This is a genomic window from Acinetobacter sp. UBA1496 (assembly GCF_002324975.1).
GTDB classification, from domain to species: Bacteria; Pseudomonadota; Gammaproteobacteria; order Pseudomonadales; family Moraxellaceae; genus Acinetobacter; species Acinetobacter variabilis.
The window spans coordinates 21,148-37,246 of sequence record NZ_DCRI01000096.1 but is presented as its reverse complement, the minus strand read 5'-3'; the positions used below and the strand labels follow the sequence as shown (position 1 = coordinate 37,246).

The following is a 16,099-nucleotide window of genomic DNA, read 5'->3' as shown; positions in this document are numbered from 1 at the left end:
GAGCTATTGGAGAATCTGATGCGCATTTTAGGCAGGAAAACAAAGACCGTCAATCAATTCCTGTAAAGAAATGAATCATTTGCTTTTTTAATATGCATCTCAGACCTAAAAATAAAAAAATCACCCATAAAGGGTGATTTTTTTAAGCTGGAAATAAAAATTATTTCTCAACACCAGCAGGTTGACCAGCATATTTCGCGTTTGCGTAATCCCAGTTCACCAGGCTTTCTAGGAAAGTAGAGATGTATTTAGGACGAGCGTTACGGTAGTCGATGTAGTAAGCGTGTTCCCAAACATCGATTGTCAACACAGCAATTTTACCGTGTGCCATTGGAGTGTCAGCATTTGAAGTTTTAAGGATAGACAGGTTACCGTTTACTTCATCAGCAACTAACCAAGCCCAACCTGAACCGAACTGAGTTGCAGCAGCAGTTGCGAACTCTTCAGCGAATTTTTCGTAAGAGCCGAAAGCTTCGTCAATTTTTGCAGCCAAAGCGCCAGTTGCTTTACCGCCACCGTTTTTAGTCAAGCAGTTCCAGTAGAATGTGTGGTTCCATACTTGTGCAGCGTTGTTAAATACACCTGCTTTAGATGAATCACCAGCAGTTGCTTTGATGATTTCTTCTAGAGTTTTGCCTTCAAGCTCAGTACCAGCGATCAGGTTGTTCAGGTTAACCACATAAGTATTGTGGTGTTTGTCGTGGTGGTATTCTAAAGTTTCTTTGCTGATGTGTGGAGCAAGAGCGTCGTAGTCGTATGGTAATGGTGGTAAAGTAATGGTTGTCATGTTTTCAATTCCTTGCATTTTGCTGGGTTTTGACAATAAGTGGCGTTATTGTAATAGATTCTTAGGCAAAAATGGGACTGTGTATAAATAACAATACAGAATAAAGCCTGAAAATTTAAAGATAAAGCCACTCATCTACTTGCCAATCGAAATTAAATCGGATTGTTTAATTCGAAATAACTATACTCAATATTAAATTGTTCTGAAATAGCTTTAGCCAGACGTTGTACACCATATTTTTCAGTGGCGTGGTGGCCGCAGGCATAATAATGCACATCCAGTTCCTGAGCATCATAAAAAGTACGCTCACTGACTTCGCCAGAAATATAAGCATCACAGTCTTGTGCCGCTGCTTTATGAATATAATCCTGTGCACCACCAGTACAGAAACCGACTTTTTGAATCAGGCTTTTTTCGGCAGGTAAATGCAACGCATCATAGCCCAGTCTTTCTGATACATAGGCCTTGAATCCTTCTGGCGTCATGGCCTGTTTTAAATAACCAATATTCCCAATTGGACGGCGCTCACTCGGATCAAGCTGTTCCAGGTTTTCCAGTTCCAGCAGGTCTGCAATCGCAATATTATTTCCCAGAGTTGGATGGCTATCTAAAGGCAGGTGATAACCAACAAGCGAAATATCATTTTGGATCAGGCTTTTAATTCGTTTACCACGCATCCCGGTAATCGGGTAGGCTTCACCTTTCCAGAAATAACCATGGTGAACCAGTAACAAATCGGCACCTTGTTCAATCACAGCTTCGATCGCAGTTTGGGAAGCAGTAACGGCACATAAAATTTTATTGACTTCAGCGCGGCCTTCGATCTGTAAGCCATTCGGTGCATAGTCCTTAAATTCGGAAGATGCCAAAGTCTGATCGCACCAGCGGATAATATCGTTTAAATTCGCCATAAAATTCCTGTCAGTTTATGAACTTGCCAATTCTTATTCATATGTCCAATTGTAACTAAAGCAGCACAAATCTCTGTGGATTTTTTTGTGTTTAGTTATGTATTTGGCATTAGAATAGGATACAAATTACTTAGTCATCAACGAATTAAAATATTTTAGAGGATAGCAAAGTGCGCCGTACCTTTACATGGTTACCTTGGGTGTTACTGATTTTAGTCATTATCGGTTTTTTGGGGTGGCAGCAGCTGCAGAAACCTAAATCACCGATTGCGCCGGATGGCGTAAAAATGCCTGCTGAAAAAGTAGAACCGTTGATCGATACTTCGCGTTCTGGAGGCGTTGTCTCCTATAGTGCCGCAGTGAAAGTCGCAGCACCTGCGGTGGTAAATATCTTTACCACACAAAAAGTAAAACAGCAGGCGCATCCTTTACTGACAGATCCAGTCTTCCGTGAATTTTTCGGTGATCAGTTACCAGACCAGTTTGGTCAAAGTCCAAATGAAAATAGTTTAGGTTCAGGTGTAATTGTACGTCCTGATGGTTATATCCTGACCAATAACCACGTGATTGCACAGGCAGACCAGATTGTAGTGGCTTTGCATGATGGACGTCGTGCCGAAGCCAAAGTCGTGGGTACAGACCCGGATACGGATTTGGCTGTAATCAAGATCGAACTTGAACAATTACCAGTTTTGCCATTCAAGCTGAGTGGCAATGAAGTCGGTGATGTTGTTCTGGCTATTGGTAACCCGTTTGGTGTCGGTCAAACCGTGACTCAGGGGATTATTTCTGCGACAGGCCGTTCTGATCTGGGCATCAATACTTATGAAGACTTTATTCAGACAGATGCTGCAATTAACCCGGGCAACTCGGGTGGTGCATTGATTGATGTTGCCGGTAACCTGATCGGGGTGAATACAGCAATCTTCTCGCAAACAGGTGGCTCACTGGGGATTGGTTTCGCGATTCCAGCTAAAATCTGTCAACAGGTGATGAATGCAATCCTGAAAGATGGCCGTGTCGTTCGTGGCTGGCTGGGTATCAGTCTGTTGCCGACAGAACGTAATGATGTACTGCAACCTAAAGAATCAGGTGTAGTGGTCGCTGAAGTGCTAGAAAATGGACCAGCAGCAAAAGCGGGTATCCAGCGTGGTGATAAAATTATCAAAGTAAATAATGAAGTGATTACTTCTGCCTCACATCTGATTAATTTTGTCGCTTTACAGCCACCAAACAGTACCGTTCAGATTGAAGTAGAGCGCGCTGGAAAAACCATGACACTAGATGTGGTGATTAGTGAACGTAAAACGCAAAGCAGTTCTTCACAATATATTCCTTTACCAGGTCAGTAATTTTTTCTAAAAAAATCCCTCCATGTGAGGGATTTTCTTATGCATGATTTATTTAATTAGATACAAAACAAAAATATTTTATGTGAATTAAATCATTTAACTTCATTGAATAAAAATCAAAAAGAGTGAAGAACAATGAGTTTTATGACTGCAGATCAGGCCAAAATTTTATCGAACGTGGCTAATTTAAATATTGAAATGTACAAGCCTTGCTTGGCTCAACTGATTGAAGATAATGCCCGACTGGGCAATACCGCTGTGCTAACGGTATTTCCCAAACATTTGCCCTTGGAAGAAATTCGTGGTCTTTCGGCGGAATTGACTGAGCTTGGTTATAACGTACGCTTTGAGGTGCAGGAATTTTATTATAGCTTTAATGTCTACTGGCTATAATTTTATCAATTGTTCAAAAAAAATCCTGTTCAGGCATATATTTTGCTGCATTTACCTCATAACGAAACTATGAGAAATTTATGTCTTTATTTATTCATCCTGCAGCACAGGCAGATGCACCTTATGTGGTACTTTCATCCGGACTGGGTGGGCATGCCAGTTTCTGGAATCCTCAAATTAGAGTTTTACAGCAGCATTTTCATGTAGTCACTTATGATCAGGAAGGCTGTCATTCAGATTCTGAGCTATTGCCCACGTCTTATTCGATCGACCATATGGCCGGCCAGATTCTGGATTTATTGATCAATGATGGCATTCGAGAGTTTCATTTCATCGGGCATGCATTGGGCGGACATATCGGCATGCAACTAGCGACCTATCAGGCTGAAAGAAAGTTTAAGCTGCTCAGTCTGACCATGTTAAATGCCTGGGGAGAGCTGGATGCTCATACTCAGAAATGTTTCGAGGCACGAACTTCCTTATTAGTGAATAGCGGACCAGAGGCTTATGTGCGGGCACAGGCTTTATTTCTTTATCCGCCGCAGTGGATCTCGACACATATTGATCAGTTAACTGAAGCAGAAAATAGGCAGCTCTTAGACTTTCCACCGATCCAAAATGTTCTGGCCCGCCTACAAGCCGTGCAGGCTTTTAAACTAAACGAAGAGCATCAGCAAGTATTAAAAGATGTTCCAATCCATCTGATTGCCAATCAGGATGATTTTCTGGTGCCTTATCAACGGTCACAGCAATTACAACAATGCCTGCCGCATAGTTACCTCAGTTTGCTTGATACAGGTGCACATGCATCTACCGTGACCAAAACGGATCAGGTCAATCAGCTGATCCTTTCCTTCCTGATTTCCACTTAGTTTGAAGATTTTTTAAAAGCCAGACCTCCTGTCTGGTTTTTTATTTTCTCTAATCAATCATTTTTGTAGCATCAGCATGGTTTTTACTTCGAATTGATGCATGAACTGCAAATGCACAAATTGCTAGGAGTGCACTTGAATGAAACAGTATGTTCAAAATTGACTCATAGGTAAAAATATATATTTTACTAAAAATTCAAAAAATAAAATATTAAATGTATGATATTTATAAATTAAATATAGTTGGCACACGCTTTGCAATGTTTATCTTGTAAATAAAATTCCCGAAGTGGAATTAGAATTTTGAATAAGTGTTAAAAATGATGAGGTGTGAAAATGAAAATAGGTGTCTTCTGTCCAATCGGAAATAATGGCTGGTTACTCTCTGAAAATGCACCGCAGTACATGCCGACTTTTGAGTTAAACAAACAAATCGTACAGCGCGCTGAGCACTATGGTTTCGATTTCGCACTTTCTATGATCAAGCTGCGTGGCTTTGGCGGCAAGACTGAATTCTGGGAACATAACCTGGAAACATTTACCCTGATGGCGGGTCTTGCAGCTGTCACCAGCAAAATTAAAATTTTCGCAACTGCCGCAACTCTGGTGATGCCACCTGCAATTGTCGCGCGCATGGCATCTACCATTGATTCGATTTCAAATGGTCGTTTTGGTCTGAATGTCGTGACCGGCTGGCAACCACCTGAATATACCCAAATGGGTATGTGGCCAGGTAATGACTATTTTGGTAAACGCTATGAATATCTGTCTGAATATGTACAAATTCTGCGTGAACTTTGGGCGACTGGTAAATCAGACTTTAAAGGTGAACATTTCCAGATGGAAGACTGTCGTGTGAGCCCACGTCCACAAGCAGATATGAAAATTATCTGTGCAGGTCAGTCTGATGCAGGTTTAGAGTTTTCTGCACAATATGCCGACTACAACTTCGTATTTGGTAAAGGCCTGAATACTCCAACAGCTTATGCAGAAATTAATGACCGTCTAAAAGAAAAAACGGATGTGACTGGCCGTGATGTACAGACTTATGTGCTGTTTATGGTGATTGCAGCTGAGACCGATGAAGAAGCGCAAGCAAAATGGCAGCACTATAACGATGGCGCCGATATGGAAGCGATTAACTGGCTCATGAATCAGGGCGGTAAAGACACCACCTCGGGTACAGATACCAATATCCGTCAAATGGCTTCGAGTGTATCTCCAGTGAATATCAACATGGGTACCTTGGTAGGCTCTTATGAAAATGTGGCAAGAATGTTGGATGAAATTGGCGAGATCAAGGGTACCGAAGGTGTGCTACTGACTTTTGATGATTTTATTCAAGGAGTTGAAGATTTCGGTCAAAAAATCCAGCCACTGATGAAATGTCGTGAGCATATTGTCATTGAAAGTGCAGCACCGGTTCTGGAGAAAAGCGCATGAGTGAATCAGTCGTAACAGCCGGTTTTACTGAAAAACTCGGCACAGGAAAAACGCTTAAAGCTGAACCCGAAGCGATTCGTCTTGCACCAGAACAGACAGCCTTGATTGTGATTGATATGCAAAATGCCTATACCTCGCAGGGTGGCTATCTGGATCTGGCGGGGTTTGATGTCTCGAAAACCAAGCCAGTGGTTGAAAATATTAAAAAGGCAGTCGATGCAGCGCATGCAGCCGGTATTCAGGTGATTTATTTCAAAAATGGCTGGGATGCAGAATATAAGGAAGCGGGTGGAACCGATTCTCCAAATTTTCATAAATCAAATGCCTTAAAGACCATGCGTAAACATCCTGAATTACACGGGAAATTATTAGCAAAAGGCGGTTGGGATTTTGAACTGATTGATGAGTTAAAGCCATTGCCACAGGACCTGGTCATTGAAAAGCCACGTTATAGCGGTTTCTTTAATACCGCGCTGGATAGCATGTTGCGTGTGCGTGGTATTCACAATCTGGTCTTTGTCGGGATTGCCACCAATGTCTGCGTGGAATCGACGCTACGTGATGGTTTTTTCCTAGAGTATTTTGGTGTCGCACTTGCCGATGCCTGCCATCAGGCAGGTCCTGTTGAAGCGCATGAAGCCAGTCTGTATAACATCAAGACCTTCTTTGGCTGGGTATCCGATACCGCAAATTTTATTGAGACCTTTCAAAAAGAAAGTGAGTCACTAAAAGAAACTAAATTAGCTGTAAGCGCATAAAGAATTAAAGATCAGGATTAAGGAAAAAAAGTATGCCTAAAGAAATCATTATTCCAGCAGGAACATCGAAACCACTCGCACCGTATGTACCGGCAACCAAGGCCGACAATATTGTCTATGTGTCCGGTACATTGGCCTTTGATGAAAATAATAATGTAGTGCATGTCGGTGATGCCGCAGCACAGACCCGTCATATTCTGGAAAGCATCAAGCGTGTCATTGAAGAAGCCGGTGGCAGCATGGATGACGTAACGTTTAACCATGTCTTTGTCAAAGACTGGGCAGATTATGCTGCGATTAATGCAGTGTATGCAGAGTATTTCCCGGGAGATAAGCCGGCACGGTATTGCGTACAGACAGGTTTGGTCAAACCTGATGCGCTAGTCGAAATTGCTTCGATTGCCCATGTATAAGCCGATCCACCTGATTCAATCTCATTACTAGATGCCCCAAGTCTAAAACTGAATATTGACTTGGGGTCGGGAGAACAGCATGAATGCCAAATTATCTAAAATCATCACAGAGACAGTTGCAGAAAACAGTGCATTAAATAAGGTGGTAAAGACGGAAAACGCAGCTGAAATATTTACTCAGGTCGATCAGCAGATTTTCCGCCAAGGCATGTCTAATCTGGGGGCGGCAGTGAATGTCATTACTACACAAGGTTGTTCAGGCATGGCTGGATTTACCGCATCCGCCGTATGCAGTGTGACTGATACACCACCAACGTTGCTGGTGTGCCTGAACCGTTCTGCTTCAGTCTATGAAACCTTTAAAAAGAATCAGGTGTTGTGTGTGAATACCTTGGCATCACATCAACAACATCTCTCCAATCTGTTTGGTGGAAAAACACCAATGGCAGAGCGTTTCAGTCAGGGGAACTGGAAAACCTTGGTGACCCAGTCACCTGTACTTGAGGATGCCTTAGTCAGTTTTGACTGCGAGGTGGTCCAATGTTTATCCGTAGGCAGTCATGACGTGCTGTTCTGTGAGGTGAAAGCCATGTGCCAGCGTCAAGGCAATGCGCTGATGTACTTCAATCGTTCTTACTGTGAGCCACACAAAATGTGCTAATTCAATTCAATCCTAATCAAGGAGGGGAAGCCGATGCAAGAAAAAGAAACATGGTTTCCAAAATTTAAGCCTTACCAAGGCAATCTCGATACCACACCCGTGCAAACAGATGAATATCTGCCGGCTGGGAAAAGTATTATTCTCGGGTTACAGCATGTGTTTGCCATGTTTGGCGCAACCGTGCTGGCACCCTTATTAATGGGGTTTGATCCCAATCTCACAATTTTTATTACCGGGATTGGCACCATTTTATTTTTCCTGATTACGGGCGGTCGATTGCCAAGTTATCTGGGGTCGAGTTTTGCATTCATTGGTGCCGTGGTAGCGGTTACCGGCTATTCAGGAGTAGGCGCGAATCCCAATATTGCACTCGCACTTGGTGGGACCATTGCCTGTGGTATTGTTTATGCCTTGATTGGTTTGCTGGTCATGAAAACTGGCACAGCCTGGATTGAAAAGCTGATGCCCCCTGTGGTCACGGGCGTCATCGTGATGATTATCGGTTTGCATCTCGCACCAGTCGCGATCAAAAGTGTATCTGCCAACCCGTTTGATTCCTGGATGGCATTAATCACCATTCTCTGTATCAGTGTGATTGCCGTGTTTACCCGCGGAATGGTACGCCGTCTGTTATTGTTATTGGGCTTATTATCTTCCTACCTGCTTTATTTTCTTTTCACCAATATTATGGGCTTTGGACCTGCGATTGATTTCAGTAAAGTCAGCGAAGCGGCATGGTTTGGTCTGCCGACTTTCCAGAGTCCAGTCTTTGAAATGAATGCCATGCTGATGATTGCACCGGTGGCCATTATTCTGGTTGCGGAAAATCTGGGGCACTTTAAAGCGGTATCCGCAATGACCGGTAAAAATCTGTCGCCGTATATGGGACGCGGTTTCTTTGCTGATGGGGTGTGTACTTCATTATCAGCTTCTGTGGGAGGTACGGGAATGACCACCTATGCTGAAAATATCGGTGTTATGGCAGTGACCAAAGTGTATACAACCACTGTGTTTGTCTTCGCCGGGATATTCGCTATCTTGCTCGGGCTTTCACCGAAATTTGGTGCGGTAATCAGTACGATTCCTGTGGCCTTGTTGGGTGGTGCATCGATTGTCGTATTTGGTCTGATTACTGTGGCTGGTGCGAAAATCTGGGTGGATAACCGTGTTGATTTTACCAAGAACAGTACGCTGATTATTGGTGCAGTCTGTCTGATCATGGGCACAGGGAACTATAGCTTGCAGATTGGTAGCTTTGATTTAGGTGGAATTGGTACTGCGACTCTGGCTGCAATTTTACTCAATCTGTTCCTGAATCGTGGTGAAGATAAAGAATCGCCTGTAGCTGCATCAACCGCAACGGACATTGAAGTGAAACCGGTTGCTTAAATATAAGGAGTGTTTTTTGAGTCATACAATTGCATTTTTAGGACTTGGCGCAATGGGCTGGCATATGGCTTCCCATTTGCCAAAACTCGGACACCCGGTTTGGGTCTGGAACCGGATTGAACAGAAAGCTGTAGAGCATGCCACACTGTTCGCCACTCAGGCTGTCCGTATTGAGCAGGCGGTTCAAGCCGACTTTATCTTTTCCTGTTTGCCGACCAGTCAGGATGTCGAAAATCTAATCGCTGCACATCCACCCAAGTCAGGTGCAATCTGGATTGACTGTACCAGCGGTGTACCAGAATCGGCCCAAAAACTGGCACAACAATTGGAGCAGCAGGGAAGTTATTATCTGGATGCTCCGGTTTCTGGTCAAACCATTGGCGCAGAAAAAGGCACTTTAACTGTGATGGTGGGTGGCAATGAACAAGCCTTTGAACGAGCCAAACCGATTATTGATGCCTTTGCTGGCCTGATTGAATATGTGGGAGAAAGCGGTTCTGGCTTTGCGGTAAAAGCTGTGAATAATACCTTAATGGCGACTCACTTATGGGCATTGGCTGAAGGGCTGACTGTACTGAAAGGGCATGGTGTTGATTTAAGCAGTGCACTAAACTGTATTAATCATTCCAGTGGTAAAAGCAGCATGTCGGAAAATATCATGGCACAGCGTGTACTAAGCCGTGAATTTAATAAGACCTTTGCACTGGATCTATTACAGAAAGATATTGGCATTGCCTTGGAGTTGGTACAGCAACAGCAACTGGATTTATCAGTAATGTCTTTGGTTCAGCAAGAGTTTCAGCAGATTGCCAAACCACAGGCCAGTCAGCTGGATTTCTCCGCTGCGGTGCAAGGACTGGAACAGCGGACTCAAATTGAATTAAGAGGATAATCTTTTCAAACAATATTAAAGACAGTGTTAAAGACGTTATAGCTATAGATATATCAGTTTAAAATTTAAAAAGCCGGGAATTTTAATTCCCGGCTTTATTATTGATAAGCCAGTTAAATAGCCTAGGCAGTTCTTAATTCTGCTGATTTGTCTGATATTCCTGAATCACTTCAAGCGCTGCACGGAAGGCTTCCTGAGTAGCTGGAGCACCGCAGTAAGGCAGGCTATGCAGTAGCACTTCTTGAATTTCTTCAACTGTTGCACCATTATTCAAAGCGCCACGAACATGGCCTTTCAATTCAGTCGGGCTTTTTTGCGCGGTAAGAAAAGCAATGGTAATTAAAGAACGGTATTTACGTGGTAAAACCCCTTCACGTTGCCAGGTTGAACCCCAGGCATGTTCATTAATCCAGTCCTGCAAAGGCTGAGTAAAAGGAACCGTATTGTCCTGGGCACGTTTTACAAAACTTGCACCCATCACTTCAGTACGGACTTTCAAGCCATTTTCATAATCTTGTTGTGACATCATTGACCCTCAATTTTATTATGGGTGTAGCTTAACGTTTTATCTCTTAAATACCATCGTGCAATAGTCGTAAAAAAGTGGCTGAATAGCCACTTGAGATATCCAAAGTGAAGTCAAGAAATAACTTCACTTTGGAAAGCAAGATTCGATTGAGATAAGAAATTTATCTAAGGGCTGGTTGAATGTGAAGGTGCACTTTGAACTGAGGTATCAGTACCTGTTGCATCTGCTTTCGAAATATGAGGATTTTCCAGCTCCAATACTTCCTGTAAATGCAAATCGAAGACATCAGTCAACATGCTGTCATAGCGACGCGCATTATAGTGCAGTAACTTATTGGCTTCTTCTTCATTAATAAAGCCTTGTCCATGCGCGTCAGCCACATGATCAGCAAAACTGAGTCCCTTAAATTGACCTTTGTTTTCGGCTTTCTTAAAGCGATCCCAAAGCTGCTCAATCTCCAATAACATGGTGAAGGTTGATTCCATACGACCATTCACATCATCTTCCGCCGTGCTATAGAAAACATGCTTTTTCAGTACCTGCCGGAAAGTGTTATCTTCCATCATGACATTTGCGACTTCCTGTTTAAGTCGGTCAGATGGTTTCGCGACAGGTCGGCCAAATGGGAAACAGATGAGTTTGACCATGCCAGCAGCAACACCCACCGGGAAGTTCGCAAACAGGTCATAAAACGCTTCCTGAGCGGTATATAAAGATTTCTCAATTGCCAATTGTGCATGCAGACGTTCAGCTTCAGTTTTTTTACTATGTTCAAAAAATTTCAGAATTGCCGTCGCAATAAACAAATGGGCATGAATATCAGCCAGACGGCCAGAAAGCATTTCCTTGCGTTTAATATCACCTGCTAATAAACCTAAACACATATCTGCAGTCAGGGCAAAGTTGGCACTGAGCCGGTTGATAATCTTGTAATAAGGACGGGTAAAATCAACCGCACTTTGTGGCGCAGCACTTGAACCCCCGCTAAAAGCATAGGCAAAAGAGCGGGCAGTCCGGTTAAAGGTATAACCCAGATGCTTAAACAACATAGTATCGAATGGATTCAGAGCGGCTTTCGGGTCTTCAGCTTGCAGAAGCTGTAATTCTTCATACAGATAAGGATGGCAACGCATCGAACCTTGACCAAAGATCATCAATGAACGGCTCAGAATATTGGCGCCTTCAACTGTAATTGATACTGGAATGGCTTGATAGTTTAAGGCCAAAAAGTTACGAGGCCCCATCTGAATGGCGCGACCACCCACGACATCCATACCATGATTGACGATTTTACGCATGGTCTCAGTGGCGTAGTATTTGGCAATCGCGGTCATGACTGCCGGCTTACCACCTTGATTCAAGCCACAAGTCACTAAATAACGGAATGCTTCCAGCATATAGGCATCACTGGCAATTTCGCTATTGGCTTCCTGTACGCCTTCAAATTTACCCACCGAAATCTTGAATTGCTGACGGATTCGCGAGAATGCACTGACATTCAGGTAAGTCATTTCGGCACTAGAGGTAGATAAAGCCGGTAGGGAAATACCACGACCAACCGCTAGACATTCCATTAGCATGCGCCAGCCTTTACCGGCATTTTTCACACCACCAATGATCCAGTCTAAAGGAATAAATACATCCTTACCTTCAACCGTACCATTCATAAAAGGGGAGCCAGGATTATGTCGTGGACCGACTTTTACCCCTTCATGATTGGCCGGTAGCAGGGCACAAGTAATCCCATAATCTGTTTTATCACCGAGTAGATGATCAGGGTCATACATTTTAAAAGCCAGACCGACGACAGTGGCAATCGGTGCTAAGGTAATCCAGCGTTTAGAAAAATTCATTCTCAAACCGAGAACTTCCTGACCTTCAAACTGTCCATAGCAGACCACACCGGTATCTGGAATTGCACCGGCATCTGAACCGGCCTCAGGACTGGTCAGACCAAAACATGGGATTTCTTCACCTTTAGCCAGACCGGGTAAATAACGATCTTTTTGCTCATCGGTACCATAATGTAGTAACAACTCACCCGGCCCGAGAGAGTTAGGCACCATACAGCTCACAGCAGCAGTGAGAGAGCGTGAAGAAATTTTGCTCATCACTCGGCTCTGAGCAAAGGAACTAAAGGCACGACCGCCGTATTCTTTGGGAATAATTAGTCCCAAGAAACCGTTATCTTTAATATATTGCCAGATATGTTCAGGCAGCATTTTCTTCTCATGAATTTCCCATTCATCCAGCATACTACAGAGCGTTTCGACTTCGTTATCCAAGAATGCCTGTTCCTCAACGGAAAGTTTTGGATAGGGATAGCTATTAAAGGTTTCCCAGTTCGGCGCACCCATAAAGAGTTCTTTTTCCCACCAGCTGGTGCCGGAATCAAGAGCCTCGCGTTCTGTCGGGCTAATGCTCGGCATGGCATCCGCTAAAGCTTTATAGGCTGGCCTGGAAATGAAAGACATGCGCAAAGGTTCGATCATGACGACCAGACTGATCAGGATCAAAGGAATGCCCAGAATCAGTGACCAAGGACTGATAAAGGCACAAACCACTGACATGACAATCAGGGTAATTGTACCAGTGGTACGGGAGAGTTGAAAAAAGAAAATCGCCCATAAACTGGCAATGAGAAGAAGTACGGCGAAAATAAATAGCATTGTTATATTTCTCCAGGGTCATACAATTGTGATGCTGCCGATCTCCCTAAGGTGTCTTCATAAGACTTGATCAATTTTTTTACATCGCTTAAGCAATTGGCAAATTCACAATTGTTCTTGTGAGAACAATCGTTATTAAATATTTCAACGATATATTGAAGTGTTTTATCTGTTTTTGAGATTGTTTGAAAAATGCGCAGTCTTCAAGTGAGAACACGCAAAGAAATGTGAAGATAAGTAATAACTTAATCTCCAAGAGAGGGTAGATAAAATAATTAAAAAGTGAACAAATATAAATTTAGTTAGGTATAAAAAAGCCCTCTACTTGAGAGGGCTTTGATCTAAGTCATTTTAAGCTTCAATTGCCTGTACAGCGATTTTTTTTGCTGGATCAACTTTACGGCGTACTTCTGGAACCGGTTCACCATAGTATTGACGATCCGCAAAGTAACTTGAACGTACCATCGGTGCTGACCAGATATTCTTAAAGCCAAGCTTACGGCCATGTTCTGCATAACGTTCGAATTCTTCTGGCGTTACAAAACGGTCGATTGGCGCATGCTGTTTAGATGGCTGTAGATACTGGCCAATCGTTACATAATCCACGTCATGTGCTTTCAGGTCGTCTAACAGAGCGAGAACTTCTTCTTCAGTTTCACCGATACCGACCATCAAACCACATTTGGTTGGAATTTCTGGGCAATAATCTTTAAACATTTTCAACAGATTTAAAGAGTGCTGATAATCAGAACCTGGACGCATGGCTTTATACAGACGTGGCACAGTTTCAATGTTGTGGTTAAACACGTCTGGTGGACATTCAGTCATGATGCGTAAAGCGATGTCCATACGACCACGGAAATCAGGTACCAGAATTTCTAGCAAAGTCTTTGGACTCAAAGCACGAGCTTCTTTAATACAGTCTACAAAATGCTGTGCACCGCCATCCAATAGGTCATCACGGTCTACTGAAGTGATGACTGCATATTTCAGACCTAGGTTGGCAATCGTTTCTGCCATATGACGCGGTTCATCCGGATCAAGCGCGTTTGGACGACCATGTGCCACATCACAGAATGGACAGCGACGCGTGCAAATATCACCCATAATCATAAAGGTTGCTGTACCCCCACCAAAACATTCAGGCAGGTTCGGACAGGCAGCTTCTTCACATACGGTATGCAGTTTTTGCTGACGAAGTGTAGTTTTAATACGCTGAACTTCCTCGGGAGCGGCCATTTTCACGCGGATCCAGTCCGGCTTACGTGGCGTTTCAACCGTAGGAACAACTTTTACAGGAATACGGGCGACCTTTTCTGCGCCGCGAAGTTTGATACCCTGTTCAGGTTTACGGTTTTCAGACATATATAACTTTTCCACTGTTTTGAAGGAGGGAGATAAATCAAAGTTAACACTTTTTTAATTATAACGAAACTCGGGTGAAATAGGGCGAAAAGGATTATTCATTTAAAAAATGTTCTTATCACACAATATATGTAAGTTAAATACACCAAATTGGTAGCAATTACGTCATAATATAGCGTAGATTAAAGCAAAATTTTTTAATTTTAAGGAGCGTTGAATGCCACGTAAAAAAGAGGTCGTTAGTGGAACTTTCGTTAAGTACGATGCGGTAGTTCTAGGTTCAGGCCCTGCGGGCGAAGGCGCGGCAATGAAACTTGCCAAATCTGGTAAGCGTGTTGCAATTGTAGATATGCGTGAACAGCTGGGTGGTAACTGTACACACGTAGGTACGATTCCAAGTAAGGCATTGCGTCAAACGGTATCCAGCATCATCCGTTATCAACGTGATCCAATGTTTCAAAAAGTAGGTGAATGGAAACAATTCACTATGAAACAGGTACTGCGCAATGCACATAAAGTGATTCAGCAGCAGGTGGATACTCACTCACGTTTTTATGACCGTAACAAGATTGATATCTATCATGGTCGTGCTTACATTCAAGACGAAAATACGATCTTTGTATTTACACCAGATGGCATAAAAGAAACCATTATGTTCCAGCAACTGGTGATTGCGACGGGTTCACGTCCATACCGTCCAGAGATTCTTGATTTCAATCATCCACGTGTATTTGATTCAGACAAAATTCTGGATCTGGATTTCTCGATCCAAAAAATCATTATTTATGGTGCAGGTGTGATTGGCTGTGAATATGCATCAATCTTTATTGGATTGGGACATAAGGTTGACCTGATCAACACCCAACCAAAACTGCTGAGCTATCTGGATGATGAAATCTCCGATGCGCTGTCTTATCACTTACGCGAACAGGGTGTATTGATCCGTCATAATGAACAGATCGACTTCCTTGAAACTTCTGATGATTATGTCGTTCTGCATACACAAAGCGGCAAGAAAATTAAGGCAGACGCTATTCTGTGGTGTAACGGCCGTTCAGGGAATACTGACGGTTTAGGCCTTGAAAATATTGGCCTGAAACCAAACAGCCGCGGTCAATTAACCGTGAATGAACAGTATCAGACTGAAGTCGAAAATATCTATGCTGCAGGTGACGTGATTGGCTGGCCATCATTGGCTTCTGCTGCCTATGACCAAGGTCGTTGCGCAGGTGCCAACATGAGCGGTGAGCAAGACGTTGCACCCGTAACTGATATTCCGACTGGTATTTATACCATTCCAGAAATTTCTTCGATCGGTAAAACTGAGCAGCAGCTGACTGAAGAAAAAATCCCGTATGAAGTGGGTCAGGCTTCTTTCCGTCATCTGGCGCGTGCGCAGATTACCGGTGATACGGTTGGTGAATTAAAAATCCTGTTCCACCGCGATACGCTGGAAGTTCTAGGTGTGCATTGTTTCGGTAATAATGCTTCGGAGATTATCCACATTGGTCAAGCGGTCATGAACAGCCCGAACAATACGATCAAGTATTTTGTGGAAACTACATTCAACTATCCAACGATGGCGGAAGCCTATCGTGTGGCAACCTTGAATGGTATGAACCGTTTATTCTAATTTGATTTATTCAGGTTAGATCAAAAACCCGC

The 16,099-nt window shown here is 43.2% G+C and carries 15 protein-coding genes; 10 read left to right on the top strand and 5 right to left on the bottom strand.

Going from position 1 to position 16,099, the window contains the following annotated elements:
• Positions 1-160: 160 nt before the first annotated feature.
• A complete protein-coding gene (locus B3143_RS11875) occupies positions 161-787 on the bottom strand; it encodes a superoxide dismutase (protein WP_004782758.1) in 627 nt (208 codons plus the stop codon).
• Positions 788-939: 152 nt separating this feature from the next.
• Positions 940-1,698, bottom strand: a complete 759-nt coding sequence (locus tag B3143_RS11870) for a Nif3-like dinuclear metal center hexameric protein (protein WP_104426349.1) — start codon at positions 1,696-1,698, stop codon at positions 940-942.
• Positions 1,699-1,868: 170 nt separating this feature from the next.
• Between B3143_RS11870 and B3143_RS11865 the strand changes: the two genes are divergently transcribed.
• From B3143_RS11865 to B3143_RS11825, 9 genes are all read left to right on the top strand, one after another.
• Positions 1,869-3,050, top strand: coding sequence for a trypsin-like peptidase domain-containing protein (locus tag B3143_RS11865; protein WP_104426348.1), 1,182 nt, complete (start codon positions 1,869-1,871; stop codon positions 3,048-3,050).
• Positions 3,051-3,185: 135 nt separating this feature from the next.
• Positions 3,186-3,443 carry a hypothetical protein gene (locus B3143_RS11860; protein WP_286740649.1) on the top strand — a complete coding sequence of 86 codons (258 nt, stop codon included), beginning with the start codon at positions 3,186-3,188 and terminating at the stop codon, positions 3,441-3,443.
• Between the two features lie 80 nt (positions 3,444-3,523).
• Entirely contained in the window at positions 3,524-4,315 is a 792-nt protein-coding gene (gene rutD, locus B3143_RS11855; protein ID WP_104426347.1) for a pyrimidine utilization protein D, read from the top strand.
• Between the two features lie 336 nt (positions 4,316-4,651).
• Positions 4,652-5,758 carry a pyrimidine utilization protein A gene (gene rutA, locus B3143_RS11850; RefSeq protein WP_005234871.1) on the top strand — a complete coding sequence of 369 codons (1,107 nt, stop codon included), beginning with the start codon at positions 4,652-4,654 and terminating at the stop codon, positions 5,756-5,758.
• Positions 5,755-6,516, top strand: coding sequence for a pyrimidine utilization protein B (gene rutB / locus B3143_RS11845; RefSeq protein WP_286740646.1), 762 nt, complete (start codon positions 5,755-5,757; stop codon positions 6,514-6,516). Before rutA ends, rutB begins: the two co-directional genes overlap by 4 nt.
• Positions 6,517-6,548: 32 nt before the next feature.
• Entirely contained in the window at positions 6,549-6,929 is a 381-nt protein-coding gene (gene rutC / locus B3143_RS11840) for a pyrimidine utilization protein C (protein WP_208462043.1), read from the top strand.
• A 142-nt stretch (positions 6,930-7,071) separates the two neighbouring features.
• Entirely contained in the window at positions 7,072-7,590 is a 519-nt protein-coding gene (rutF, locus tag B3143_RS11835) for an NADH-dependent FMN reductase RutF (RefSeq protein WP_376745105.1), read from the top strand.
• 33 nt (positions 7,591-7,623) lie between these two features.
• Positions 7,624-8,979, top strand: coding sequence for a pyrimidine utilization transport protein G (gene rutG, locus B3143_RS11830; protein WP_286740636.1), 1,356 nt, complete (start codon positions 7,624-7,626; stop codon positions 8,977-8,979).
• A gap of 52 nt (positions 8,980-9,031) precedes the next feature.
• The gene (locus B3143_RS11825; RefSeq protein ID WP_265735216.1) at positions 9,032-9,871 is read left to right on the top strand and encodes an NAD(P)-dependent oxidoreductase; all 840 of its coding nucleotides are present in this window, start codon (positions 9,032-9,034) and stop codon (positions 9,869-9,871) included.
• A 133-nt stretch (positions 9,872-10,004) separates the two neighbouring features.
• On the opposite strand, the gene B3143_RS11820 is transcribed toward B3143_RS11825, so the two are convergent.
• From B3143_RS11820 to lipA, 3 genes are all read right to left on the bottom strand, one after another.
• Positions 10,005-10,397 (bottom strand): carboxymuconolactone decarboxylase family protein, encoded by a 393-nt coding sequence (locus tag B3143_RS11820; protein WP_166137136.1) that lies wholly within the window; start codon positions 10,395-10,397, stop codon positions 10,005-10,007.
• Positions 10,398-10,564: 167 nt separating this feature from the next.
• Positions 10,565-13,069: an acyl-CoA dehydrogenase gene (locus B3143_RS11815; RefSeq protein WP_208462048.1), complete on the bottom strand. Its 2,505-nt coding sequence runs from the start codon at positions 13,067-13,069 to the stop codon at positions 10,565-10,567.
• A 351-nt stretch (positions 13,070-13,420) separates the two neighbouring features.
• Positions 13,421-14,434, bottom strand: a complete 1,014-nt coding sequence (gene lipA / locus B3143_RS11810; RefSeq protein ID WP_004782741.1) for a lipoyl synthase — start codon at positions 14,432-14,434, stop codon at positions 13,421-13,423.
• A gap of 217 nt (positions 14,435-14,651) precedes the next feature.
• Here lipA and sthA point away from each other — a divergent pair, with 217 nt between their 5' ends.
• Positions 14,652-16,067: a Si-specific NAD(P)(+) transhydrogenase gene (gene sthA, locus B3143_RS11805; RefSeq protein ID WP_005234884.1), complete on the top strand. Its 1,416-nt coding sequence runs from the start codon at positions 14,652-14,654 to the stop codon at positions 16,065-16,067.
• Positions 16,068-16,099: the final 32 nt, after the last annotated feature.